Origin of the sequence: Bacillus sp. TH13, from assembly GCF_016651175.1 — a bacterium.
Lineage (GTDB): Bacteria > Bacillota > Bacilli > Bacillales > Bacillaceae_G > Bacillus_A > Bacillus_A thuringiensis_S.
In genome coordinates, this window is the sequence record NZ_JAEKEJ010000025.1 from 694,670 (window position 1) to 717,400 (window position 22,731).

A 22,731-nucleotide genomic window follows, 5' to 3' on the forward strand; every position below is an offset into this window, starting at 1 on the left:
TCACCCCTTCATTTGTTTTACGATTGCTTTTACTAATGCTAAGAAGTTAGCTTTAACACGTTCTGTCGTTTCAATTACTTCATCGTGATGAAGTGGCTGATCTAAAATACCAGCTGCCATATTTGAAATACAAGAAATACCTAATACTTTCATTCCAGCATGACGTGCTACAATTACTTCAGGTACTGTTGACATACCAACTGCATCTCCGCCAAGTGTACGAAGCATACGAATTTCAGCAGGTGTTTCATATACAGGACCTGTCATTCCAACGTATACACCTTCTTGTACTTTAATATTTAAGTCTGCTGCAACTTGTTTCGCCATTTCACGAAGTTCTACTGTATATGATGTAGACATATCAGGGAAACGTACGCCCATTTCAGAATCATTTGGTCCGATTAATGGATTCGTACCCATGAAGTTAATGTGGTCTGAAATTAACATAAGATCGCCTGGCTCGAATGATGTATTTACACCACCAGCTGCGTTTGTTACAACAACCGTTTCTACACCTAGTTCTTTCATAACACGAACTGGGAATGTTACTTTTTGCATGTCGTATCCTTCATAGAAGTGGAAACGTCCTTGCATTGCTACTACTGTTACACCTTGAAGTGTACCAAATACTAGTTGACCTGCATGGCCTTCTACAGTTGATACTGGGAACTCAGGGATTTCACTGTAAGGTACTGTTACTGCGTTCTCAATTTCGTCTGCTAATACACCAAGTCCTGATCCAAGGATTAGTCCTACTTGTGGTGTCTCTTGAAATTTCTCTTTTAAGTATGAAGCTGATTTTGTAATAAGTTCACGATTCATTTGTTTATCCCCCTATTTCTTTAGCTCGTTTAAGAAGCTTGTTCCGTATTCTGGCATTTTCACACCGAAGTTTTCTGCTACTGTTGCACCAATATCAGCAAATGTTTGACGAAGTGGTAACTCTTGTCCGCCTTCTTTCATACTTGGGCTATATGCTAATAATGGTACATATTCACGTGTATGGTCAGTACCAGGGTGAATTGGATCATTACCGTGGTCTGCTGTAATTAATAATAGATCATCTTCTTGTAGTTTTGCGAATACTTCTGGAAGACGTGCATCATATTCTTGCAGAGCCTCTCCGTATCCTTGTGGATCACGGCGGTGGCCGAATAATGCATCAAAGTCAACTAAGTTTAAGAAGCTAAGACCTGTAAAGTCCATATTTAATGTATCTACAAGCTTATCCATTCCATCCATGTTAGACTTCGTACGAAGTGATTCCGTTACCCCTTCACCATCATAGATGTCAGAGATTTTACCGATAGCAATTACATCGTAGTCACTATCTTTTAATTCATTCATTACTGTACGGCCGAATGGTTTTAATGCATAGTCATGACGGTTTGGTGTACGTGTAAAGTTTCCAGGTTCACCAACGAATGGACGAGCAATAACACGACCTACCATGTATTTCTCATCTAATGTTAATTCACGTGCAATTTTACAGATTTTATATAACTCATCAAGTGGCACTACTTCTTCGTGTGCTGCAATTTGCAATACGCTATCAGCAGAAGTATAAACGATTAAAGAGCCGGTTTCCATTTGCTCTTGACCAAGTTCATCAAGAATTTCAGTTCCAGAAGCTGGCTTATTACCGATAATTTTACGGCCTGTTTTTTCTTCTAATTCATCAAGTAATTCTTTCGGGAATCCTTCCGGGAACACTTGGAATGGTGTATCAATGTAAAGGCCCATGATTTCCCAGTGACCTGTCATTGTATCTTTACCAGTAGATTTCTCTTGCATTTTTGTGTAATATCCAAGTGGTTTCTCTACTTTAGAGATACCTTTCATTTCACGAATGTTACCAAGACCCAATTTCACCATGTTAGGCATTTGTAAACCATTCATATGTTCAGCAATGTGACCAATTGTGTCAGATCCTAAATCACCAAATTGCTCAGCATCTGGTGCTTCACCGATTCCCACAGAGTCCATTACGACTAGGAATATACGTTTATATTTATTCATAACTGCGACCTCCTATAAGTTCAGTTCTACTTCTTGTAGTATGTTCAAAACGCTATAAAGTGAAACTGTTATCCATAAGAATTCTCATTGTCAAACAGTACTTCTTTAAACCATTCTCTAACCTATTTCGTTTTACTTGAAACGACTCAAAAACATTTCTAGTTTTTTCTAAGTCAGATGTCAGACATCTGATACTGATATCATAACATGTTTACGCTTTCTTTTTAATACATTTTCGTAGAATTTCTCATTTTCTTCACACTTCTATTGTAATCCATTCTGCAACGAAGTGCTAATTATTTTATGATTTATTTCTTCATAACAAAAATAAAAAGTAGCTCTAAAGAGCTACTTTTTATTTTACTTCTACCGTTTCTTCTTTATGTTCATGCAATTCGCCTTTTCTTACATGCACTTTCACTTTGTAAGCACCGTTCTCTTTGAAAGTATGTTTCGTTTCATACTCTCCTTTATTCCCTTCTTTCGCTGGAATAAATTCGTGTTTTTCAACACCATCTTTCCAAATCTCTAGTTGTACTTCAGCACCAGTTAATGCTTCTTCTTTTTGCTTTAAATGAACTTTCATTGTAGATTCAGCATTTGCCTTTATGTCTCCAGCCATAAGATGGATCATTGTGTCACTTTTATGATCTCCATGTCCTGCACTGTGGTCGCTGTTTTCTTTTTTCGCATCTTCTACTTTCGCATTTCCTACAGCAACTTTATGTTCTGGCATAACGTGCATATCGCGTGCATTTGTATGAGGAATAATATGATATACTCCGTCAGTTTCAAATGTTTTCTCTACTGCATAAACACCTTTTCCTTTATGCTTACCATCTAACATCTCATGTTTCTCGTCGCCATCTTTCCAAATTTCAAACTTTACGTCATCAGCATCCGTTACTCTTTCTTTTCCTTGTGTAACAAGTGCTTGTACTTCTGTTTTTTCACCAGGTTTAATTTCTTTCGGATTCGTTTGAATCGCTACGTTTACACTTTCAAGTTTCTTTTCTTTTTTCGGTTCTTCTTTGTTTGTATTACAGCCAGCCAACGCTAGCATCGCGATAAATAAAATCATAATAAGTTTTTTCATCATCATTTCCTCCTTTATACTTTATTTAGTATAGAGGAAATACATTGTAATATTCCAGTCTTCTGCTGAAAACAATATACGAAATGTTTGTGAAGTTTCTGTGAAACGGTCTTCCCCTCTTAATCTATGAAAAAAAGAGCATAGTAACTATGCTCTTGGATGAAACTGTTTATATACATCTTTTAATCTAGTTTTTGAAACGTGCGTATAGATTTGCGTCGTTGAAATATCTGCATGGCCAAGCATTTCTTGTACAGCACGTAAATCTGCTCCATTTTCTAATAAGTGCGTAGCAAACGAGTGACGCAACGTATGAGGTGTAAGCTCTTTTTCAATATTTGCTTCTTTCGCTAATCGTTTTAATATTTTCCAAAATCCTTGTCTTGATAATCGATTACCATGATGGTTTAAAAAGAGTGCATCTACTACTTTTTTCCCCATTAATTCTCTTCTTCCTTTTTCAATATACTTTTGAATCGCTTCCGTTGCTAAACTTCCTAGTGGAATAATTCTTTCTTTATTCCCTTTCCCTATGCAACGAACAAATCCCATCGTTAAATGTACATCTTCTAAATTGAGTGCAATCAATTCTGAAACACGAAGTCCTGTCGCATACAGTAACTCTAGCATCGCCTTATCACGAATCCCAAAAGCACTTGTCATTTTTGGTGTTTGAAGTAACGCCTCTACTTCATCAACTGATAATACTTTTGGTAATTTCCGTTCCCCTTGCGGCGTTTCAATATGTACGGATGGGTCGTGTTCTACCGCTCGTTCACGAAGTAAAAATTGGTGGAACGAACGAATTGATGCGATATGACGCGCCAATGTTTTCGAAGATTTTCCGTTCTCTTTTAAATACTGCAAAAAGTTAACAATGTGTAAACGGGTCACTTCATGAAAAGTTTTCGTCTGTTCCACATTTTGCAAATACTTTACGTAGCTTTTTAAATCCCGTTCATAAGATACTACTGTATTCTTTGCTAATCCTTTTTCGACAACCATATAATGAATAAAATCTTTTAATTGATCTTCCACTCTACACTACTCCCCATTTTCATAGAAAAACATCATTCTATTTACGAAAGCATCCTTTGCCGGTTCTTCATTCCCTGATACTTTTTCTACAGTCTCTTCTTTAGGTTTTTCATAACGATGATAGCTTTCATATTCTTCATTTATCCATAGTATAGCGAAATAAAACAAAATCGTACAACTTGTAAATAATAAAAATACTTTTATTCCATCAAAAGTTAATTTTAAAGCTCGGCGCATTGTAAATTCCTCCAAAATATAAGTTATTACAACATATGCCAAGCTTTCATAAATTTATACCTTATTCAAATAAAAAACCTCTTCCTAGATAAATAGGAAAAGGTTATTTTTCATCCGTTTCATTTTCTTGACAATTTTTACAAATCCCATGGAATGTTAAACGATGATCTTTCACCTTAAAGCTCCAGTCTCGCTCTACTTTCCTTTCCACTTCACCAAGTAAATCTTCTTGTATTTCTTGTACAGCACCACATTGTGTACAAATCAAATGATGGTGGAAACGCTGCGCACCTTCTTGGCGTAAGTCATAGCGTGAAACACCGTCTCCGAAGTTAATCTTATCGACAACTTTTAACTCAGATAATAGTTCTAAAGTTCGATAGACGGTTGCTAATCCGATCTCTGGCGACTTTTCTTTTACAAGGAGGTAAACATCTTCTGCGCTTAAATGATCTTCTTCATTTTCTAGCAGCACACGAACTGTTGCTTCACGTTGCGGTGTTAATTTGTAGCTCGCTGCATGTAATTGCTTCTTAATTCGTTCAATTCTTTCTTCCATTCGGTACTACTCCCTCCTCGCCACTCTTACACCATTATATCAGAAGAAGGGCTTCTGTCAAAAGAAAAACAATAAAAACAAATTGATAATTATTCTCAAAAAATATTTATTTTTTATTGATAGCCTCAACAACTTCTTTCATTAAAACTGGTGATGCGTAAGCCTCCACACTAGAAGCAAGTGCTAACACCACTCCAATTACAAGAAAGAAACATGTATACCGGATTAATAATGGTAATAGTGGCTCGGTTATTTTTCTAATAAATTGATGCCTAATCATCCGTAAAGAAAAACTTGCAGCAATGGTTGTCATAATGAGAAAGACTGGAATGATAATTAAATTTTGTGGCAAAACAGATACAAATGCTAATAATAGTCCATTCCATCCATGCTGACTTACTAAAAAACCAACTGTAAATCCAACAACAACTCCTTTTACAAATAATAAAATAAAAATAAGTGGTAATCCAATAATTGAAATCCCTAAAATCCAAATAAATCCGATGTATTTTAATTGCGAAAAGTAACTTTCTCGAAACATTTCGCCCGCAATGGCAAATTCTCCTTTAGAGACTTGTCCAAAAAAACGTTGTAAATAAAATGATAAATCTTGTTTTTGATTGATTTGTAAACTATTCACAAGAATGGCTCCAAATATTACTCCCATCAATAATAAAACAGCGTTAAATATATATAATGAAGAGTTTTCCTGTATGTGAGACATTACACGGTCTTGCCAATTTTTTCGCCACATTTTTCTTCCCTCCGTTCACACTCTTATTAAAAATGTATGAAAGAAAGAAAAAAGTATGACGAATTAACATTGAAATTCCGCTCTACTTTGCTAAACTAAAAAGTAGAGAATAGGAGGGATTTCTCTTGAAACCATTATTATTAGATTTTCCAACATTATTTCAAACTGAACGCTTGCAAGTTCGTAAACCATTTCCAGGTGATGGTGCAGAAGTATATGAAGCAATCCAAGCTTCTCTAGAAGACTTAGTACCGTGGATACCAATTAACGCTGAAACAGAAGAGAGTGCTGAAGAAATTGTTCGCGAAGCTCACGGACAGTTTTTACTTCGTGAAACACTTGATTTTCACTTATACGATAAAGTATCTGGTACATTCATCGGAGCAATTACACTAAAGCCTGAAAACTGGGATATTCCAAAGTTTTCACTTCACTTCTGGCTACATAGTGCCTATACAAAACAAGGCTATATGACCGAAGCTGTTAAAGGTGCAATTCAGTTCGCCTTTGATAAACTAGGCGCTAGAAGAATTGAAATTCGTACTGATGCAACAAATATAAATGCATGTAGCTTAGCAGAACGTCTAGAATTCATTCTAGAAGGTACAATGGAAAATGATTTCCTAGCACCAGACGGTAGCTTACGTGATGCACGTGTATATGCAAAAATCAATTAAAAAACACTCGCCTTTGGCGAGTGTTTATTTTTGTAGTTGTAAATATTGTACTGCAAACATCGTCTTCGCATCATGAATACGAAGATTTTTCATAAGAGTAATCGCTTCTTCTAACGATACTTCCATTAATTCCACAAACTCATCTTCATCTAACTCAGCTTTATTTTCTTTTTTTGTCAAACCTGTCGCTTTATATACATATAAAATTTCATCTGCGAATCCTGGAGATGTATAGAAAGAAGTAATAAGCTCCATATTTTCACATACATATCCTGTTTCCTCTTCTAATTCACGAACTGCTGTTACCTCTGGTTTTTCACCAGGCTCTAACTTGCCGGCTGGAATTTCTATAATCGCCTTTTCAAGCGCTTTACGATACTGCTCAACAAGCACAATTTTCCCCTCATCCGTAATAGCAATAATCGCAACTGCACCAGGGTGATTTACAATTTCACGTTTACTCATTTCTCCATTTGGTAATACTACATCATCAACACGAACTTTTATAACTCTACCATCAAAAATCGGCTCAGTTTTTACTGTTCTCTCTGTAAGATTACTCATACTACTTCATCTCCCTGTTCTATTTCCTATTCTTTCTTCATACATTTTACCACATTGAAAGGAGCGTGATAGAAATGAAAGTTTATATTTTACCAAATCGCATCACGTTAGTCGGAAAAGCATGGCAAATTCGCCATAAGCTAAAACAATATAGCAAAGAGTATACAACTGTACAAGAGTGGATTACAGCAAATAAAGTGAAACATTAATCCGTTAAGCTCACATTAATTATGCTTTTGCGGGCAGTTAATGCGAAGCGAAAAGGAAACGTTTGTCAACCTCTTTTCCCTCTCGTACAATAAAGGTAAGGAGGTTGACCTATGAAAAAACGTCAATTAGGAAACTCAGATTTATTTGTTACAGAAATGGGCCTTGGCTGTATGTCTCTCGGTACATCTGAAACAGAGGCTATGCGTATTGTCGATGAAGCAATCGATTTAGGAATTAATTTTTTTGATACAGCAGATTTATATGATTACGGATTAAATGAAGAATTTGTTGGAAAAGCCTTGAAGGGGAAACGAGACAAAATTGTTCTTACAACGAAGGTTGGAAATCGTTGGACAGAAGAAAAAAACGGCTGGTCTTGGGACCCTTCTAAAGCTTACATAAAGGCTGAAGTAAAAGAAAGTTTACGTAGACTTCAAACTGATTATATTGATCTTTACCAACTTCATGGCGGAACGATTGAAGATCCAATAGATGAAACAATTGAAGCTTTTGAAGAATTGAAAAAAGAAGGTATTATTCGCCATTACGGTATTTCTTCTATTCGTCCAAATGTAATCCGTGAATATGCAAAACGCTCAAACATCGTTAGTATACTAATGGAATATAGCCTTTTAAATCGTCGTCCAGAAGAATGGTTCCCGCTTCTGAATGAACACCAAATTAGCGTCATTGCTCGCGGACCACTTGCAAAAGGAATTTTAACTGATAACAATGCAAGAAAAATAGAAAGAGTAAAGGAAAAGGATTACCTCTCTTATTCTTACGATGAATTACATACAACTCTAGCGAGTGTAAAAGAAACGATTGGAGAAAGCTCTTTAACAGGAACAGCTATTAAATATTGCTTACATAATAAGACTGTTGCAGCTGTTATACCTGGCGCAAGCTCTCTTCAACAATTGCAGGAAAATATACGAGCTAGCCAACAGTTACCTTTAACTAAAGAAGAATATGTACAACTTCAAAAAATTTTTAAATATGACACATATGCTTTGCATCGTTAAAAATATCGAATTACCGATAAACAGAAGACTGTCTCCTTTATTAGGAGACAGTCTTTTTTATAACGTATCATATTTATCAGGATTTGTGCCTACATGTAAATCGCGATTCAACGTGTTAATTTGATTTATCTCTTCTTCAGTTAGTGAGAAATCAAAAATAGTAAAGTTTTCTTTAATACGAGATGGTGTAACAGATTTAGGAATTGTAACAATCCCGCTTTGAATATCCCATCTTAATATAACTTGCGCAGGTGTTTTTTCATATTTGTTAGCAATAGCCTGAATGATTGGATGCTGAAATACTTCTCCGCCCCTCATTAACGGACTCCACGCTTCCATTTGGATTTGCTCACCTTGACAATAATTACGCAATTCAAATTGCGTTAACATCGGATGAAGTTCTACTTGGTTCACCATCGGCTTCACTTTGCAATTTGGTAATAACAGTTCTAAATGATGTTTATGAAAATTAGAAACACCAATTGCACGCACTTTACCTTCTTCATATAATTTTTCTAACGCTCGGTACGTATCCACATACTTCCCTCTTACCGGCCAATGTATTAAATATAAATCTACATAGTCCATTTGTAATTTCTTTAAGCTTTTTTCAAACGCCTCGAGTGTCTCCTCGTATCCTTGATCGTCATTCCAAACTTTTGTTGTAATAAATAGGTCTTCTCTTGGAATTCCTGATTCACGAATCGCTTCTCCGACACCGCTTTCATTTTCATACACAGTTGCTGTATCAATCGAACGGTATCCAACTTCTAACGCTGTTTTTACTGCTTGTTTTACTTCGTTGCCTTCTTTTGCTTTATAAACGCCTAGACCAATCATCGGCATTTTCACACCATTATGAAGTGTAGTTGTTGGAATATACACAGTCGTCTCCCTTTCATTGTTACATTTTTATAAACCATAACTTTATTTCAACAAGATTCATTCAAAAAGTCAAAACATACGTACAGTTTACATAACACATTTATATAGCTAAAAAAATAACGTGAACTCATTTATTCACGTTATTTTCTCTCCATTCTTTCGCTTTTTCATCCACATTGCGCACAAACTCATTTTTCCCTTCCGTATATAACGTGCCATCATATGTATACTTTTCGGCTAATTCTTTCTTTAAGGTTGCATATGCCTCTGCTTCTTCACAATGAGCCATCATATAATCACGAAACGCTAAATGCCTTACTATCTCTGGGTTTCCTTTTTCAAACACGTGTAAATGATACGAACGTTTTTCTTCCGTTCCATGGATAAAAAATCGGCGTCCTGAAATACCATTTTCCCCTTTTACGATGTAACCAAGCTCTATAAATCGTTCATTCCACCTATCTACCCTTTCGATACTTTCTACTTCCATGATCATATCAATAATAGGTTTAGCTGCCAGTCCTGGCACTGACGTACTTCCAATATGATGAATTTTCACCCTTTCTGGCATCGCTGTTTTTAATCTTTCAGCCTCCATTTGAAATTTTTCACTCCAATGATTTTCATGCGGAACAACTACAATTTTCCTCATACTAACTCCCCTTTTCTTACAAGCTCGTCAAAAAATGATCAGTGAATTTCACTGATCATTTTTTTATTATTTAAAGTCTTTCCAAGTAAGGTTACTTTCACTTAGCAGTTCTTCAAATGATTTATTCTTTTCACGTTCTTTTTGTTCTTTGCGCTTTCTTTCCAGTTCAGCTGCCTCTTTTTCCTCTTCTCTCACTTGCAACTCTTTCTTCTTACTCTTTAATTGTTGCATGAGTGAATCATTTAATTGATCGCCTAATGTAAGTGTTTCTTTCTTTGGTTGATTCACTTGCGATTGTCTTTGCATTTGTCTTTGTTTCTTTTTCTTCATGCTACTCACCTTTTACTTTTTTCTCCATTATAGTAGATACACGATGAAATCGACAATAAAAAAGGGTCTTTACTCTATTATTCACTTTTTGTAAATATGTTAATTTTTCGAAAAGACTAAATTTTTATGTAGCTATAATTCTATGAATCTATTAAAATTATGTCGTATGATGTCAGATTATAAAAAAGGAGAAATGAACTATGTGGAAAAAAATTATTCCTGCCGTTGCTGTTTTAAGCACTATTACTTTTTCAAGCGTATTTGCCGCTCCCCCATCTCAGAATCCAGCTGAACAAAACCGCTACATAGACGTACAAATGCTTGGTATTAATGATTTCCATGGACAACTAGATACTGTTAAAAAAATTAATAATAAAGAAGCTGGTGGCGCTGATTACTTAGCTACTTATTTAAAAGAACGTAAAAAACAAAACCCTAATACACTTCTCGTACATGCTGGTGATATCGTCGGAGCTAGTCCACCAGTTTCAGCATTATTACAAGATGAACCGACGATTGAATTTTTAAATGACTTAAAATTTGATGTTGGTACAATCGGGAACCATGAATTTGATGAAGGCATTGATGAAATGAAACGCCTCATTTACGGTGGATATCATGAAAACACAGGGAATTTCAAAGGGGCTAACTTCCCCTATGTAGCTGCTAACTTCTATAACAAATCAACTGGCCGCTTATTTTTACCACCATTTACTGTAAAAATGGTAGATGGTGTTCCTGTAGGATTCATTGGTGTTGTTACAACTGATACACCAAATGTCGTTATGCCTACGATGCTTAAAAATGTACAAATTACTGATGAAGTAGAAGCAATTAATAAATCAACACAACAATTAAAACGCCTCGGCGTTAAATCTATCGTCGTTCTTGCTCATGTCGGTGGAACAACCGATGAGTCTGGGGTAACAAATGGCGACCTTACTCGAATTGCAAATGAAACAGACCCAGAAGTTGATGTTATTTTCGGTGGACATAGTCATACGTATGTAAATGGTACAGTAAATAATAAACTAATTGTCCAAGCAAATTCTTACGGCACGGCTTTCTCAGACGTGGATGTAACAATTGATCGTAAAACAAAGGATATTATAAAGAAAAAAGCTGAAGTTGTTACAACGTATCATGAAGGTGTAGAACCTGATAAACAAGTAAAGAAAAAACTAGATCAATATAAAGAAAAAATCGCACCACTTGTAAATGAGGTGGTCGGAAAATCTACAGCATCTATCGACCGTAAACAAAATGATGCTGGTGAGTCCACTCTTGGAAATTTAGTTGCCGATGCTCAACGTCAAACGATGCAAACTCAAATCGCCCTCATGAATCCTGGTGGCATTCGTATTGACTTAGATGCTGGTGATATTACGTGGGGTGAGTTATACGGCATTCAACCTTTTGGAAATCAATTGATTAAAGTAGATTTAACAGGTCAAGACATTCGCGATATTTTAAATCAGCAATGGCAAAAAGGAACAACAAGAATGCTTCAAATTTCAGGTATTCAATATGCATGGGATGCAAATAAACCAAACGGTGAAAAAGTTACAAATATACGTTTAACAAACGGAGAAGAATTATCTCCATCTAAAACGTATAGCGTAGTTGCAAATGCTTTCTTAGCTTCTGGCGGTGACGGATTCGTATCATTTAAAAATGGTAAAAATGCAGAAACTGGTCCAAACGACTTTGAAGCGTTAGTCGATTACGTAAAACAATTAAAAGAACCAATTCAGCCAGTTATTGATGGAAGAATCCAAAAAGTAAATTAAGTGTTTCTCTAATAAGAAATTTCATTTTTCACGCTATAAAGGATTTGCACTGATCCTGTATTTATACGTAATATACATCATAAAAAGGATACTCGTTCTTCCAATGAACATAGTATCCTTTTCTTTAGTTATCAAAATGTGATGTTTTGTTAAATTCATATTGCTGTAAAAATTGTTGCAACGCCTCTTCTACAATTTTAGATTTTTGAATTCCTTTCGATTCTGATATAAGGTCCAATCTTGCTAATATTTCTGTATTAATAGAAAAGGTGCGTCTCTTTTTCTCTGTACTTTTACTCATAATTGGTGCAATTACTTCTTCTCTTCTTCTTAATAATTCATAAATACTTTGTAATTGCTCATAAATTAATAATTGATAATCTGTTTTCTCATATTGAAGGGCGGTCGCTTCTTGGAGTTGTAAGTGACGTGGTTCTTCTCCATCTCCTACAAAAATACGTTTCTTCTGCTCTCCATCATATTCGTATCCAATCAATCTTAATTTCTTCGATAATGTATACGGGCTTATTTCAAGACGTTTTGCTATAATAGCGATGGATTCACGCCTATTTAAACCATCTATAATTTCTCCAATCGTCACAATTTCCCTCCTCCCGTGTTGAAATGACACTAGTATGGTATGTTACAATGATTTTCTAACAGTATATGCAAAATGAATAGCCTGTGCGATTCATACGATTTCACAAAAGGAGGTTTTCAATATGCTTTTGCGTAGCTATACCCCTCAGTTCTATAATGAAAACAAACAACTCATTCCTAATAGTATCGCTACGATAGAAAGCGTTATGATTAATAATCGAAAACAAACTCTCCTTATGCGTGGGCAAAACGTAGAGCAGCCTATTTTATTATGCTGTCATGGTGGACCCGGCATGGCACAAATCGGATTTATTCGTCATTTTCAAAAAGAATTAGAGAAGCACTTTATTGTTATTAATTGGGATCAGCGCGGGGCAGGTAAATCTTTTTCAATGAAAGATTTCGGAGCAAATTTTACAATCGAACACTTCGTTTCCGATGCAAAAGAAGTGATTCAATATGCACTTAGAAGGTTCAACAAACAAAAACTATTTCTCGCTGGTCATTCTTGGGGAAGTATTATTGGGCTTAACATAGCACATCAATATCCAAAGTATATCGAGGCTTACATCGGTATTGGGCAAATTGTACATATGAAACAAAATGAAGAATTACTATATCAACATTTAATTCATTCTGCAAAAAAACATGATCATAAAAAAGCATTAGCTTCCCTTTTAAAATTAGGCAAACCACCATTTTTAGATACGAGACGTCTCATTATTCAAAGAAAGTGGCTTGGCACATTTGGAGGCGCAATCCAAAACGGATCTTCCTTTTCTTTCATACGAAAAGGTTTCTTTTCTCCTGAGTATACGCTATTAGATTGGTTCAAGTTTCTCGCAGGAAATTTAAAATCTGGTGTTTTATGGGAAGAAATGCTGACAATCGATTTCTTTTCTTCTATCTCAAGTTTATCTATTCCAGTTTATTTTTGTTCTGGTCGCTATGATTATCAAACTCCTTATGCACTCGTTCAGGAATATTGCGATATTATTGAAGCGCCTATAAAAAAGATGATTTGGTTCCCAAATTCAGCACATTCTCCTGATTTAGAAGAACCAGAATTATTCGCCAATTCTTTGCGATCAATAAAACAAGAGCTAGCTTTTCAGCATTAGTAACAAAAGGCTCTTTTACATTTCATAGAAAACATTTTATAATAATATGTCGCAAGTATGTATAAATATAGCAAAATGTTTCATATTTACTTGTCTTAACAGAATAAAAATTTAGGGAGATTACATTTATTATGAACGCTGTACTCGTCGCAGTAGCAATTATGCTATTGCTTAGTTTGTTACGTGTCCAGGTCATTGTCGCCATCATTGTTGGAGCTTTAACAGGCGGAATTATCGGCGGACTCGGTATTTCAGAAACGATTAACACTTTTACAACTGGTCTTGGAAACAGTGCTCCAATCGCTTTAAGTTATGCAATGCTTGGTGGTTTCGCTATTTCCCTTTCCAAAACAGGACTTCCAGATGCTATGATTCAAACTGCATTAAAATGGATTGGCAATGAACAAGACACGAAAAAACAAGTTTATTCTAAAATACTTATTTTATTCATTATTTTAACGATGGCTTGTTTCTCACAAAATGTGATTCCTGTTCACATTGCTTTCATCCCCATCTTAATTCCAGCACTTTTAAAAGTATTAAATGAGCTGAAAGTGGATCGCAGACTTGTCACATGTATTATTACATTTGGATTGATTACTCCTTATATGTGGATCCCTGCAGGATTCGGAAAAATTTATCATGACGTATTACAAACCAACGCTGCGCAAAGCGGCCTTACATTTAATGTCACACTTATTCCAAAAGCAATGACTATTCCAGCAATTGGTATGATTATTGGATTATGTGTAGCGGTATTCATTACGTACCGAAAACCTCGTACGTATGAAACAGAACAAATTCATTCTACCGAAAATGAAATCGTTCCCTATACAAAACGTAGCATTACTTTCGGGTTATTATCTATCATTGCTACATTAACTGTTCAATTAACAACAGAATCAATGATTTTCGGTGCTTTAGCAGGTATTATCGTCTTATCAGTTAGTGGCAGTCTACCACTTAAAGAAGCAGATGCGATATTAACAAGCGGAATGCGTATGATGTCCTTCATTGGCTTTGTTATGATTGCTGCCGCTGGATTCGGCGCTGTTCTTCGAAAAACAGGACATGTTGAATCTCTGGTGCAAACGAGTGCACATATAATCGGAAATAACAAACCACTCGCTGCATTTCTTATGCTCGTTATTGGACTTCTCGTTACGATGGGAATTGGTTCATCCTTTTCAACCATCCCTATCTTAACAACCATTTTTGTACCTCTTTGCATTCAGCTTGGATTTAGTCCAATGGCCACAATTGCAATTATCGGTACAGCCGGAGCACTAGGTGACGCAGGATCTCCAGCATCGGATAGTACCCTTGGACCAACATCCGGTTTAAATGCTGATGGTCAGCACCATCATATATGGGATACATGTGTACCCACTTTTCTACATTACAATATACCGTTACTTATATTTGGCTTTATTGCCGCAATTACATTATAAAAAGGTGCGTATAAAACGCACCTTTTACTTTTTTATTTTTCCTTTTAATTGTTGAAAAGCTACTTTTCCGTTATCTTTGACATAGCTTTCAATTGTCGGTAGTGATGAACCTATCCATTCACACTCTATACTCCCATTGGGTCCAACAATTTTTAATTTATCTGGTATATGTATATTTAGAAATCTCGCTGACCGAATTAACTCAATAGCAATCTGATCACTTGAGGCTACAATTCCATCTACATACGGATTGTTTTGCAATAATGTAATAAATTGTTTATTTGTATACCCTTGTACACATTCTTCTCGATAAGAGATTCCTTCATCCCAAACAGCGTCTAAAAACCCTGCTATATGATCTTCCATTTCTTCACTTTCTTCTCCCTCACCGAAATATGCAAGAAAGTGACACCCTTTCTCTTTTAATAAAGAAACAGCTCTCTGTCCACTTTCATAATAATTTCCATGTGATTGTTGCTCATCGATCACAACAAACGGAAATGGAATTTTTCCTACACTTTTAAAAACTGCTCTTGTCAAAATAACACCTGCAATGTTATTTTGCTTCAGCATATGTATGTATCTATCTTTATTCTCTATATTACAAATAATGATTTGATAACCTTCTTTATATGCTATTTCCTCAATACAATGTAGCAAAGTGATGTTTGATTGGTTACATAAATTATCTACAAGTAATGCAATTATCGTTGAATTCTCTTTAAATAGTGGCTTCGCTGCACTGTTTGGCCTATAACGTAATTCTTCAATTGCTTCCTTTACTTGTTTTACTGTGTCCTCATGAACGTATCCTTTTTCATTAATAACTCGTGAAACGGTTGCGACTGAAACACCTGCCAATTTTGCAACATCACGTATAGTTGCCACATCGTCACCCCTTAATATGGTAATAGATTACAATTTTACGGTAAACTAAATTACACTATCCGTCAAGATTAATAACTCACATTTCTGAAAATTGTTACATCATTTCACTAAACGATACTCCAACTGAATTTCATGTAAAATTGGGATATTATCATATCCAATACGTGGAATTTCTTTCTTTATTTTTCGTGCCTCCTCTACCGCATTCACATATAAATTAGTCATTACAAAATTACGTTTTTGGTAAAATCGTAACGCATTCATATTATCATTTGTTGTAATAAGGCAAACCTGTCTGCACCGTTCTTCTTCTGCAACTTGTAATACACAATCCACAAGTTTCGTCCCTATTCCTTTTCTTTCTTCAAAGCTATCTAGCGATACAATTTCGCACATATTCCCGGTCACTTCATACGTTATAATTCCGATTATTCTGTCATCTAAGAGCGCAACAAATCCTGGCAACTCTTCTAACTGATGTCCCTTACCACGTGAAACCATCAATGAACTTCCCCAGTTCTCACACATGAACATTCGGATTGTTTCTTTCATCGCTGGCGTAATTTTTTGTATATGCAGCATTTCCTATTTCTCCCCTTTTATATCATTGTGATACAATATAAGTGTATCACATGTAACGGTATTTGGAGGATGAGGTAAAGTATGAAACGTTTTTTTGCAGCATTGTTTACTATACTAGGTGCAATAACTGCCCTTGGGATTTTCTTTACAAATAAAGTGATGTACTTAAAGAAAAAAACAGAGGAAGAAGTACTCGAAAGAGAAACGAAAAAACATTTTCGTATAGAGGATTTTGATGCTCTTCATAAAGAAGAAATTCATATCCCTTCACAATTCGGATACGACCTTCACGGATATTACATTCCTGCTGGTCATTCCACCAATAAGTTTATGGTTTTTTGCCACGGTGTAACTGTAAATAAAATAAACTCTGTAAAATATGCAAACTTATTCTTAAAAAGAGGATATAACGTCCTCATTTACGATCATCGTCGTCATGGTAAAACTGGCGGAAAAACAACAAGCTATGGATACTATGAAAAACATGATTTAAAATCCGTAGTTGACTGGCTAAAAAACCGTTTTGGCACCAATATTACACTTGGTATTCATGGTGAATCTATGGGAGCTGCAACACTTCTTCAATACGCAGGACTTGTAGAAGATGGTGCTGATTTCTATATTGCAGATTGTCCTTTCTCTGATTTTCACGGACAATTACAGCACCGTTTAAAGGTTGAATTCCATTTACCAAAATGGCCTTTATTACCTTTAGCAAACGCATTTTTGAAAGTTCGTGACGGTTATACAATTCGTGAAGTTTCACCAATCGACTGTATAAAAAACATTAACAATCCCGTTCTCTTTATTCATAGTAAAGATGACGACTATATTTTAGCTGATATGACAAAAGCGTTATATGAAGCGAAAGAAAATAATAAGCAGCTTTATATTGCAGAACACGGTGCACACGCTTGCTCTTATAACGAAAATAAAGAAGAGTACGAAGCAGCCGTCGATCAATTTTTAAACACATATGTGAAAGAAACAAAAAACAGGCTTGCATAAGCCTGTTTTTTATTGCGCTAAAACGTCTGTAACTTGTTCCATATTTTCAGAAATCCATTGCATTGCATCATCTAACGTTGGGAATTCTGTCGTTTGAAATGTTACTTCATCTTGAAGTAACCAAACATCCTTTGCCTCTTGCCCTACACCTGCAATGGACCAATGTAACAAACTATATGGATGATTATCATTCAAAAATGATGCCCACGTGCGCTCATTTGCAATGTTTCGTAATGTATGTAATTGTTTATCCATCTCTCGTCACCTTACTCTAGTCAGTTATGAAAACTATTATAACACTCTCTTCTTTCTCAAACAAAGTGCTCTTTTTTCCCCGCTATTTGCGGGCAGTAAAACTCCCACCTCAAAATTCGGCTGAAACAAAGACGTTAGGTGGGAGATTAACTGCCCCTAAAAGCCCGATTGGTTCAACTAATAATTAGTGGGGGATGCCTCCCCCACTAATTAAAGTTTCACTTTATATTGCCAAGCACTTCCCTTGATTATATGATGAAATTAAGCGTTTGGGAAGGAGGGATAACGTTGGCAAAAGTACAAATTAAAGTAAATGATAATGGCTCTTTTCGCGTTACAGGGGACGTGGAATTAGTCGACTCACAAGGGAATATATTCCCAGCAAAACCGGCATTTTCTTTATGCCGTTGTGGTTTATCAAAAAATATGCCTTATTGCGACGCTTCGCATAAAGGTAAATTCGAGTCTGTTGTTAGAGCACCAGAGGCAGAATAATTTTACATGTGACATGCACATTTTTTTGTGCATGTTTTTTTCTTTTTAGTAACTCCGTTATATCCCTTCTCCTTACAACATTTCTAATACTTTTATTTCCATTCCAGCCCACATATATTTTCACACAATTCTTCACATTCGAATATTTTTTACTAGCCTTTTATTTTTTTTGTGCTATAATTTGAGCAAACAGCATCCTTCGGGGTCGGGTGAAATTCCCAACCGGCGGTGATGAAGTGAAAACTTCTAAGTCCGTGACCCGTTTTCAACTCGAAAACGGTGGATCTAGTGAAACTCTAGGGCCGACAGTATAGTCTGGATGGGAGAAGGATATGTTTCTAGTTTTTTATATAGTGAATACACTTTTATTTCAGTATGCATATTTTTAAAGATTCATTTTGATTCTTTATATATGTTTAATTTTCTATACTTATTTTTTATACTGAAATAAAAAGAGACAACTAGCGTTTAAAAATTCGATATTTTGCTGGGTTTTTTCTTTATGCAGAAATATCAATTATCGTTAGGTTTCTTTCCTATGCTTTCGTATTCAAACTATATTTCTAGAAATCACGTCTCCCAAACCCCAAGGATATTAAATCCTTGGGGTTTTTTGATTTTTTTAGGAGAGGTGAAGAAAATGACAGATCAAGAATATATGAGGATTGCCCTGCAGTTAGCAGAAGGGACATCAGGACAAACAAGTCCAAATCCTATGGTTGGTGCTGTTGTTGTAAAAGATGGAAACATCGTTGGTATGGGGGCTCATTTACGAGCTGGTGAAGAACACGCAGAAGTTCATGCCCTTCAAATGGCTGGTCAGAACGCCAAAGACGCTACCGTTTATGTAACACTGGAACCGTGTAGCCACTTTGGAAAAACACCACCTTGTTGTGAATTGCTCATCGAAAAAGGAGTTAAGCGTGTTGTAATTGCTACTCTCGATTGTAATCCGCTCGTTTCTGGTAACGGAAAAAGAAGATTAGAGGAAGCTAGAATTGAAGTAACTACCGGTGTTCTTGAAGCAGAAGCAGTTTTATTAAATCGCTACTTTTTTCACTACATGAAAACGAAACGCCCTTTTGTAACAATCAAAACAGCGATGAGCTTAGATGGAAAAACAGCAACTGTAACTGGTGAAAGTAAGTGGATTACAGGTGAAGAAGCACGTGCTGATGTTCACCAATATCGCCATACACATGATGCAATTCTTGTTGGAGTGAATACAGTTATAGGTGATAATCCTCATTTAACAACAAGAATTCTAAATGGGGGAAAACATCCTATTCGCGTTGTTTTAGATACCCATTTACGAACGCCACCATCTTCTCATGTTATAACAGATGGTTTAGCACCGACATGGATTATTGTCGGTAAGGATGTAAAGAAAGAGAAGATATCTTCTTATGAATCTAAAAATATAGCTATATTCCAAATGGAAACGAAGCATATAGAAATCGAGGACCTTCTTTCCTTTCTTGGAGAAAAACAAATTCTTTCTCTATTCGTTGAAGGTGGCCAATCGATTCATGCAAGTTTCTTAAAAACAAACAATTTTAATGAAATTGTAACCTATATAAGCCCGAAATTAATTGGTGGGAAAGATGCTCCTACTTTATTTGGAGGATATGGTTTTTCAAAATTACAAGATGCGCTTTCCTTGAAAATTCAAGAGATGAAACAAATTGGTGATGATATAAAAATCGTTGCGAATGCCCGAAACGAGGTGACGGAATGTTTACAGGAATTGTAGAAGAATTAGGAACGATAGCAAACATGCAACAAAGCGGAGAAGCGATGAAATTAACGATTCATGCAAAGAAAATTTTATCAGATGTTCACTTAGGTGATAGTATCGCGGTTAACGGTATTTGCTTAACTGTAACAAACTTTACAACTACTTCATTTACAGTTGATGCAATGCCTGAAACGATGCAGTCGACATCGCTTCGCATGCTTAAACCCCACTCTAAAGTAAATTTAGAGCGGGCAATGTCTGCAAACGGAAGATTCGGTGGACATTTCGTTTCAGGACATATTGATGGCATCGGAACGATTTTAACTAAAAAACAACATTACAATGCCGTCTATTATAAAATAGCAATTTCTGATGAATTGCTACACTATTGTTTGCATAAAGGGTCCATTGCTGTTGATGGAACGAGTTTAACGATATTTGATATAGACGAAGCTTCCATAACGATTTCACTCATCCCGCACACAGTAAGCGAATCTGTCATTGGAGAAAAAAATGCCGGAGATATCGTAAATATTGAGTGTGACATGATTGGTAAATATATCGAACGCTTTATTACTAAACCTGCAAAACGAGTAGGTTCAATGACCGAAAGTTTTTTACAAGAAAACGGATTTCTATAAGGGGGAAGCACAATGTTTCATCGTATTGAAGAAGCTCTAGAAGATTTAAAACAAGGTAAAGTCGTTATCGTATGTGATGATGAAAACCGAGAAAATGAAGGCGACTTTATTGCTTTAGCAGAGTACATTACATCAGAAACAATTAATTTTATGATTACACATGGCCGTGGTCTCGTTTGTGTACCGATTACGGAAGGGTACGCAGAACGTCTACAATTAGAACCAATGGTATCTCATAATACAGATTCACATCACACTGCGTTTACAGTGAGCATTGACCATGTTTCTACAACAACAGGAATTAGCGCTCACGAACGTGCAACTACGATACAAGAATTGTTAAACCCTGCATCAAAAGGCACTGATTTCAATCGGCCTGGACATATCTTTCCATTAATTGCGAAAGAAGGCGGTGTCCTGCGTCGTGCAGGTCATACAGAAGCTGCTGTTGATTTAGCAAAGCTATGCGGTGCCGAACCAGCTGGAGTTATTTGCGAGATTATAAATGAGGACGGCACGATGGCACGTGTACCTAATTTAATAGAATGCGCAAAACAATTTGATATAAAAATGATTACAATAGAAGATTTAATTGCTTATCGCCGCCATCATGAAACACTTGTGACGAGAGAAGTGGAAATTACATTACCTACAGATTTCGGTACTTTCCAAGCAATTGGCTATTCTAACTCATTAGATACGAAAGAACATATCGCACTTGTAAAAGGTGATATTTCAACAGGTGAACCGGTACTTGTACGTGTTCATTCTGAATGCTTAACAGGAGATGTATTCGGTTCATGCCGCTGTGATTGTGGACCACAACTCCATGCAGCACTTGCTCAAATTGAGCGTGAAGGAAAAGGCGTTCTTCTTTATATGAGACAAGAAGGACGAGGCATTGGGCTTCTTAATAAGCTTCGCGCTTATAAATTACAAGAAGAAGGATTCGATACTGTAGAAGCAAATGAAAAACTTGGCTTCCCTGCTGATCTTCGTGATTACGGTATCGGTGCTCAAATATTAAAAGATTTAGGTTTACAAAGTTTACGATTATTAACGAATAACCCAAGAAAAATTGCTGGCTTACAAGGTTATGATTTAGAAGTAGTCGAGCGTGTACCGTTGCAAATGCCGGCAAAAGAAGAAAATAAATCGTATTTACAAACGAAAGTAAACAAATTAGGACACTTACTAAACTTATAATTAAAGGAGAGATTTATTATGGTATTCGAAGGTCATTTAGTTGGTACAGGATTAAAAGTTGGAGTTGTTGTTGGACGTTTTAATGAATTTATTACAAGTAAGTTACTTGGCGGCGCTTTAGACGGATTAAAGCGTCACGGTGTAGAAGAAAATGATATTGATGTTGCTTGGGTTCCTGGTGCATTTGAAATTCCTTTAATCGCTAAAAAGATGGCGAGTAGCGGAAAGTATGATGCTGTTATTACATTAGGTACTGTAATCCGAGGTGCTACAACTCACTACGATTACGTTTGTAATGAAGTAGCAAAAGGTGTTGCGTCTTTATCACTACAAATGGACATCCCAGTTATTTTCGGCGTATTAACGACAGAAACAATTGAACAAGCGATTGAACGCGCAGGTACGAAAGCTGGTAATAAAGGATATGAATCAGCTGTTGCTGCAATTGAAATGGCTCACTTATCAAAACAATGGGCATAAAAAGAGGCTGCGGCCTCTTTTTATTTTTCCACCTTTTTTTGTACATCTTTTATTAATTCATTCATCGTTTTTCCTTCTGTTTTTATATGAAGAGCTTGTGCTGTTCTCCATACATTCTCTCTTTTTTTCGCTTCTTCTATGATAGTAATTTCTTTTCTAACTTCCTTTAAATCTTTTCCTTCCGTTTTCAATCCAAAATGTTCAGCTTTCGTTCGAAAGTGTTGTTCGATTCTTTGTTGCATCTCTTTTTGTTCAGGATTTTCAGCAGCCTTAACTGGATCAGAACTTATTGCTTTTATTAAAATTAAACAAGTCATAATCGCTAATATGTATTTGTACATGTAAAATCCTCCAACCCAATATAAATTACATATTTACTATGTACAACTAGGGCTTGGAAAATTCGTCCACAAAAATTCTTTTTTTCGTT

General features: G+C 35.9%; 28 protein-coding genes and 1 riboswitch. Of the genes, 12 read left to right on the plus strand and 16 right to left on the minus strand.

Annotated features, from left to right (window positions below; genetic code table 11):
• The 7 genes from JFU02_RS11760 to spoIIM all read right to left on the minus strand — a co-directional run bounded on the left by JFU02_RS11760 (position 1) and on the right by spoIIM (position 5,673).
• Positions 1-822 carry a purine-nucleoside phosphorylase gene (locus JFU02_RS11760; protein ID WP_001078446.1) on the minus strand — a complete coding sequence of 274 codons (822 nt, stop codon included), beginning with the start codon at positions 820-822 and terminating at the stop codon, positions 1-3.
• Between the two features lie 12 nt (positions 823-834).
• Positions 835-2,019: a phosphopentomutase gene (deoB, locus tag JFU02_RS11765; protein WP_001046081.1), complete on the minus strand. Its 1,185-nt coding sequence runs from the start codon at positions 2,017-2,019 to the stop codon at positions 835-837.
• 355 nt (positions 2,020-2,374) lie between these two features.
• Positions 2,375-3,118: a FixH family protein gene (locus JFU02_RS11770; RefSeq protein ID WP_042972652.1), complete on the minus strand. Its 744-nt coding sequence runs from the start codon at positions 3,116-3,118 to the stop codon at positions 2,375-2,377.
• A gap of 144 nt (positions 3,119-3,262) precedes the next feature.
• Positions 3,263-4,153, minus strand: a complete 891-nt coding sequence (gene xerD / locus JFU02_RS11775; RefSeq protein ID WP_000390088.1) for a site-specific tyrosine recombinase XerD — start codon at positions 4,151-4,153, stop codon at positions 3,263-3,265.
• 6 nt (positions 4,154-4,159) lie between these two features.
• Positions 4,160-4,390, minus strand: coding sequence for a YqzK family protein (locus tag JFU02_RS11780; RefSeq protein WP_001250432.1), 231 nt, complete (start codon positions 4,388-4,390; stop codon positions 4,160-4,162).
• 103 nt (positions 4,391-4,493) lie between these two features.
• The gene (gene fur, locus JFU02_RS11785; RefSeq protein WP_000392657.1) at positions 4,494-4,949 is read right to left on the minus strand and encodes a ferric iron uptake transcriptional regulator; all 456 of its coding nucleotides are present in this window, start codon (positions 4,947-4,949) and stop codon (positions 4,494-4,496) included.
• A gap of 106 nt (positions 4,950-5,055) precedes the next feature.
• The gene (gene spoIIM, locus JFU02_RS11790) at positions 5,056-5,673 is read right to left on the minus strand and encodes a stage II sporulation protein M (protein ID WP_223285805.1); all 618 of its coding nucleotides are present in this window, start codon (positions 5,671-5,673) and stop codon (positions 5,056-5,058) included.
• A gap of 155 nt (positions 5,674-5,828) precedes the next feature.
• Between spoIIM and JFU02_RS11795 the strand changes: the two genes are divergently transcribed.
• Positions 5,829-6,380, plus strand: a complete 552-nt coding sequence (locus JFU02_RS11795) for a GNAT family N-acetyltransferase (protein WP_000803479.1) — start codon at positions 5,829-5,831, stop codon at positions 6,378-6,380.
• A 24-nt stretch (positions 6,381-6,404) separates the two neighbouring features.
• Here the strand turns inward: JFU02_RS11795 and JFU02_RS11800 are convergent, their stop codons facing one another.
• Positions 6,405-6,944 carry an NUDIX domain-containing protein gene (locus JFU02_RS11800; RefSeq protein WP_000067931.1) on the minus strand — a complete coding sequence of 180 codons (540 nt, stop codon included), beginning with the start codon at positions 6,942-6,944 and terminating at the stop codon, positions 6,405-6,407.
• 74 nt (positions 6,945-7,018) lie between these two features.
• Between JFU02_RS11800 and mciZ the strand changes: the two genes are divergently transcribed.
• Positions 7,019-7,153 (plus strand): Z-ring formation inhibitor MciZ, encoded by a 135-nt coding sequence (gene mciZ, locus JFU02_RS11805; RefSeq protein ID WP_000870292.1) that lies wholly within the window; start codon positions 7,019-7,021, stop codon positions 7,151-7,153.
• Positions 7,154-7,264: 111 nt separating this feature from the next.
• Positions 7,265-8,179 carry an aldo/keto reductase gene (locus JFU02_RS11810; RefSeq protein ID WP_061666329.1) on the plus strand — a complete coding sequence of 305 codons (915 nt, stop codon included), beginning with the start codon at positions 7,265-7,267 and terminating at the stop codon, positions 8,177-8,179.
• 57 nt (positions 8,180-8,236) lie between these two features.
• Here JFU02_RS11810 and JFU02_RS11815 read toward each other — a convergent pair whose 3' ends face one another.
• The 3 genes from JFU02_RS11815 to JFU02_RS11825 all read right to left on the minus strand — a co-directional run bounded on the left by JFU02_RS11815 (position 8,237) and on the right by JFU02_RS11825 (position 10,046).
• Positions 8,237-9,064 carry an aldo/keto reductase gene (locus JFU02_RS11815; RefSeq protein ID WP_061666328.1) on the minus strand — a complete coding sequence of 276 codons (828 nt, stop codon included), beginning with the start codon at positions 9,062-9,064 and terminating at the stop codon, positions 8,237-8,239.
• A gap of 127 nt (positions 9,065-9,191) precedes the next feature.
• Positions 9,192-9,716 carry a GrpB family protein gene (locus JFU02_RS11820; protein WP_061666327.1) on the minus strand — a complete coding sequence of 175 codons (525 nt, stop codon included), beginning with the start codon at positions 9,714-9,716 and terminating at the stop codon, positions 9,192-9,194.
• Between the two features lie 66 nt (positions 9,717-9,782).
• Positions 9,783-10,046, minus strand: a complete 264-nt coding sequence (locus JFU02_RS11825; RefSeq protein WP_000727560.1) for a YqkE family protein — start codon at positions 10,044-10,046, stop codon at positions 9,783-9,785.
• A gap of 200 nt (positions 10,047-10,246) precedes the next feature.
• On the opposite strand from JFU02_RS11825, the gene JFU02_RS11830 reads away from it, so the two are divergent.
• On the plus strand, positions 10,247-11,836 hold the full coding sequence (locus JFU02_RS11830) for a bifunctional metallophosphatase/5'-nucleotidase (protein ID WP_201071072.1): 1,590 nt from the start codon (positions 10,247-10,249) through the stop codon (positions 11,834-11,836).
• Between the two features lie 124 nt (positions 11,837-11,960).
• Here the strand turns inward: JFU02_RS11830 and JFU02_RS11835 are convergent, their stop codons facing one another.
• Positions 11,961-12,437, minus strand: a complete 477-nt coding sequence (locus JFU02_RS11835) for a ribbon-helix-helix domain-containing protein (RefSeq protein ID WP_000151934.1) — start codon at positions 12,435-12,437, stop codon at positions 11,961-11,963.
• Between the two features lie 121 nt (positions 12,438-12,558).
• Here JFU02_RS11835 and JFU02_RS11840 point away from each other — a divergent pair, with 121 nt between their 5' ends.
• Positions 12,559-13,557, plus strand: coding sequence for an alpha/beta fold hydrolase (locus JFU02_RS11840; protein WP_000926816.1), 999 nt, complete (start codon positions 12,559-12,561; stop codon positions 13,555-13,557).
• 131 nt (positions 13,558-13,688) lie between these two features.
• Positions 13,689-15,008: a Na+/H+ antiporter family protein gene (locus JFU02_RS11845; protein ID WP_061666325.1), complete on the plus strand. Its 1,320-nt coding sequence runs from the start codon at positions 13,689-13,691 to the stop codon at positions 15,006-15,008.
• A 24-nt stretch (positions 15,009-15,032) separates the two neighbouring features.
• Here the strand turns inward: JFU02_RS11845 and JFU02_RS11850 are convergent, their stop codons facing one another.
• Positions 15,033-15,896, minus strand: coding sequence for a LacI family DNA-binding transcriptional regulator (locus tag JFU02_RS11850; protein WP_000201351.1), 864 nt, complete (start codon positions 15,894-15,896; stop codon positions 15,033-15,035).
• A 99-nt stretch (positions 15,897-15,995) separates the two neighbouring features.
• A complete protein-coding gene (locus tag JFU02_RS11855; RefSeq protein ID WP_061666324.1) occupies positions 15,996-16,478 on the minus strand; it encodes a GNAT family N-acetyltransferase in 483 nt (160 codons plus the stop codon).
• A gap of 81 nt (positions 16,479-16,559) precedes the next feature.
• On the opposite strand from JFU02_RS11855, the gene JFU02_RS11860 reads away from it, so the two are divergent.
• Entirely contained in the window at positions 16,560-17,486 is a 927-nt protein-coding gene (locus JFU02_RS11860; protein ID WP_000819234.1) for an alpha/beta hydrolase, read from the plus strand.
• A gap of 9 nt (positions 17,487-17,495) precedes the next feature.
• On the opposite strand, the gene JFU02_RS11865 is transcribed toward JFU02_RS11860, so the two are convergent.
• Entirely contained in the window at positions 17,496-17,741 is a 246-nt protein-coding gene (locus tag JFU02_RS11865; protein ID WP_000360793.1) for a DUF2552 family protein, read from the minus strand.
• Between the two features lie 288 nt (positions 17,742-18,029).
• On the opposite strand from JFU02_RS11865, the gene JFU02_RS11870 reads away from it, so the two are divergent.
• From JFU02_RS11870 to ribH, 5 genes are all read left to right on the plus strand, one after another.
• Positions 18,030-18,236: a CDGSH iron-sulfur domain-containing protein gene (locus JFU02_RS11870; protein ID WP_001151580.1), complete on the plus strand. Its 207-nt coding sequence runs from the start codon at positions 18,030-18,032 to the stop codon at positions 18,234-18,236.
• Positions 18,237-18,427: 191 nt separating this feature from the next.
• Positions 18,428-18,571, plus strand: a riboswitch (FMN riboswitch).
• Between the two features lie 305 nt (positions 18,572-18,876).
• Entirely contained in the window at positions 18,877-19,989 is a 1,113-nt protein-coding gene (gene ribD, locus JFU02_RS11875; RefSeq protein WP_201071075.1) for a bifunctional diaminohydroxyphosphoribosylaminopyrimidine deaminase/5-amino-6-(5-phosphoribosylamino)uracil reductase RibD, read from the plus strand.
• On the plus strand, positions 19,971-20,615 hold the full coding sequence (gene ribE / locus JFU02_RS11880; protein ID WP_000493902.1) for a riboflavin synthase: 645 nt from the start codon (positions 19,971-19,973) through the stop codon (positions 20,613-20,615). The genes ribD and ribE overlap by 19 nt, the downstream gene beginning before the upstream one ends.
• Positions 20,616-20,627: 12 nt before the next feature.
• Positions 20,628-21,821 (plus strand): bifunctional 3,4-dihydroxy-2-butanone 4-phosphate synthase/GTP cyclohydrolase II, encoded by a 1,194-nt coding sequence (ribBA, locus tag JFU02_RS11885; protein ID WP_061666322.1) that lies wholly within the window; start codon positions 20,628-20,630, stop codon positions 21,819-21,821.
• An 18-nt stretch (positions 21,822-21,839) separates the two neighbouring features.
• Positions 21,840-22,301, plus strand: a complete 462-nt coding sequence (ribH, locus tag JFU02_RS11890) for a 6,7-dimethyl-8-ribityllumazine synthase (RefSeq protein WP_000230895.1) — start codon at positions 21,840-21,842, stop codon at positions 22,299-22,301.
• 20 nt (positions 22,302-22,321) lie between these two features.
• Here ribH and JFU02_RS11895 read toward each other — a convergent pair whose 3' ends face one another.
• Entirely contained in the window at positions 22,322-22,642 is a 321-nt protein-coding gene (locus tag JFU02_RS11895) for a hypothetical protein (protein ID WP_061666321.1), read from the minus strand.
• Positions 22,643-22,731: the final 89 nt, after the last annotated feature.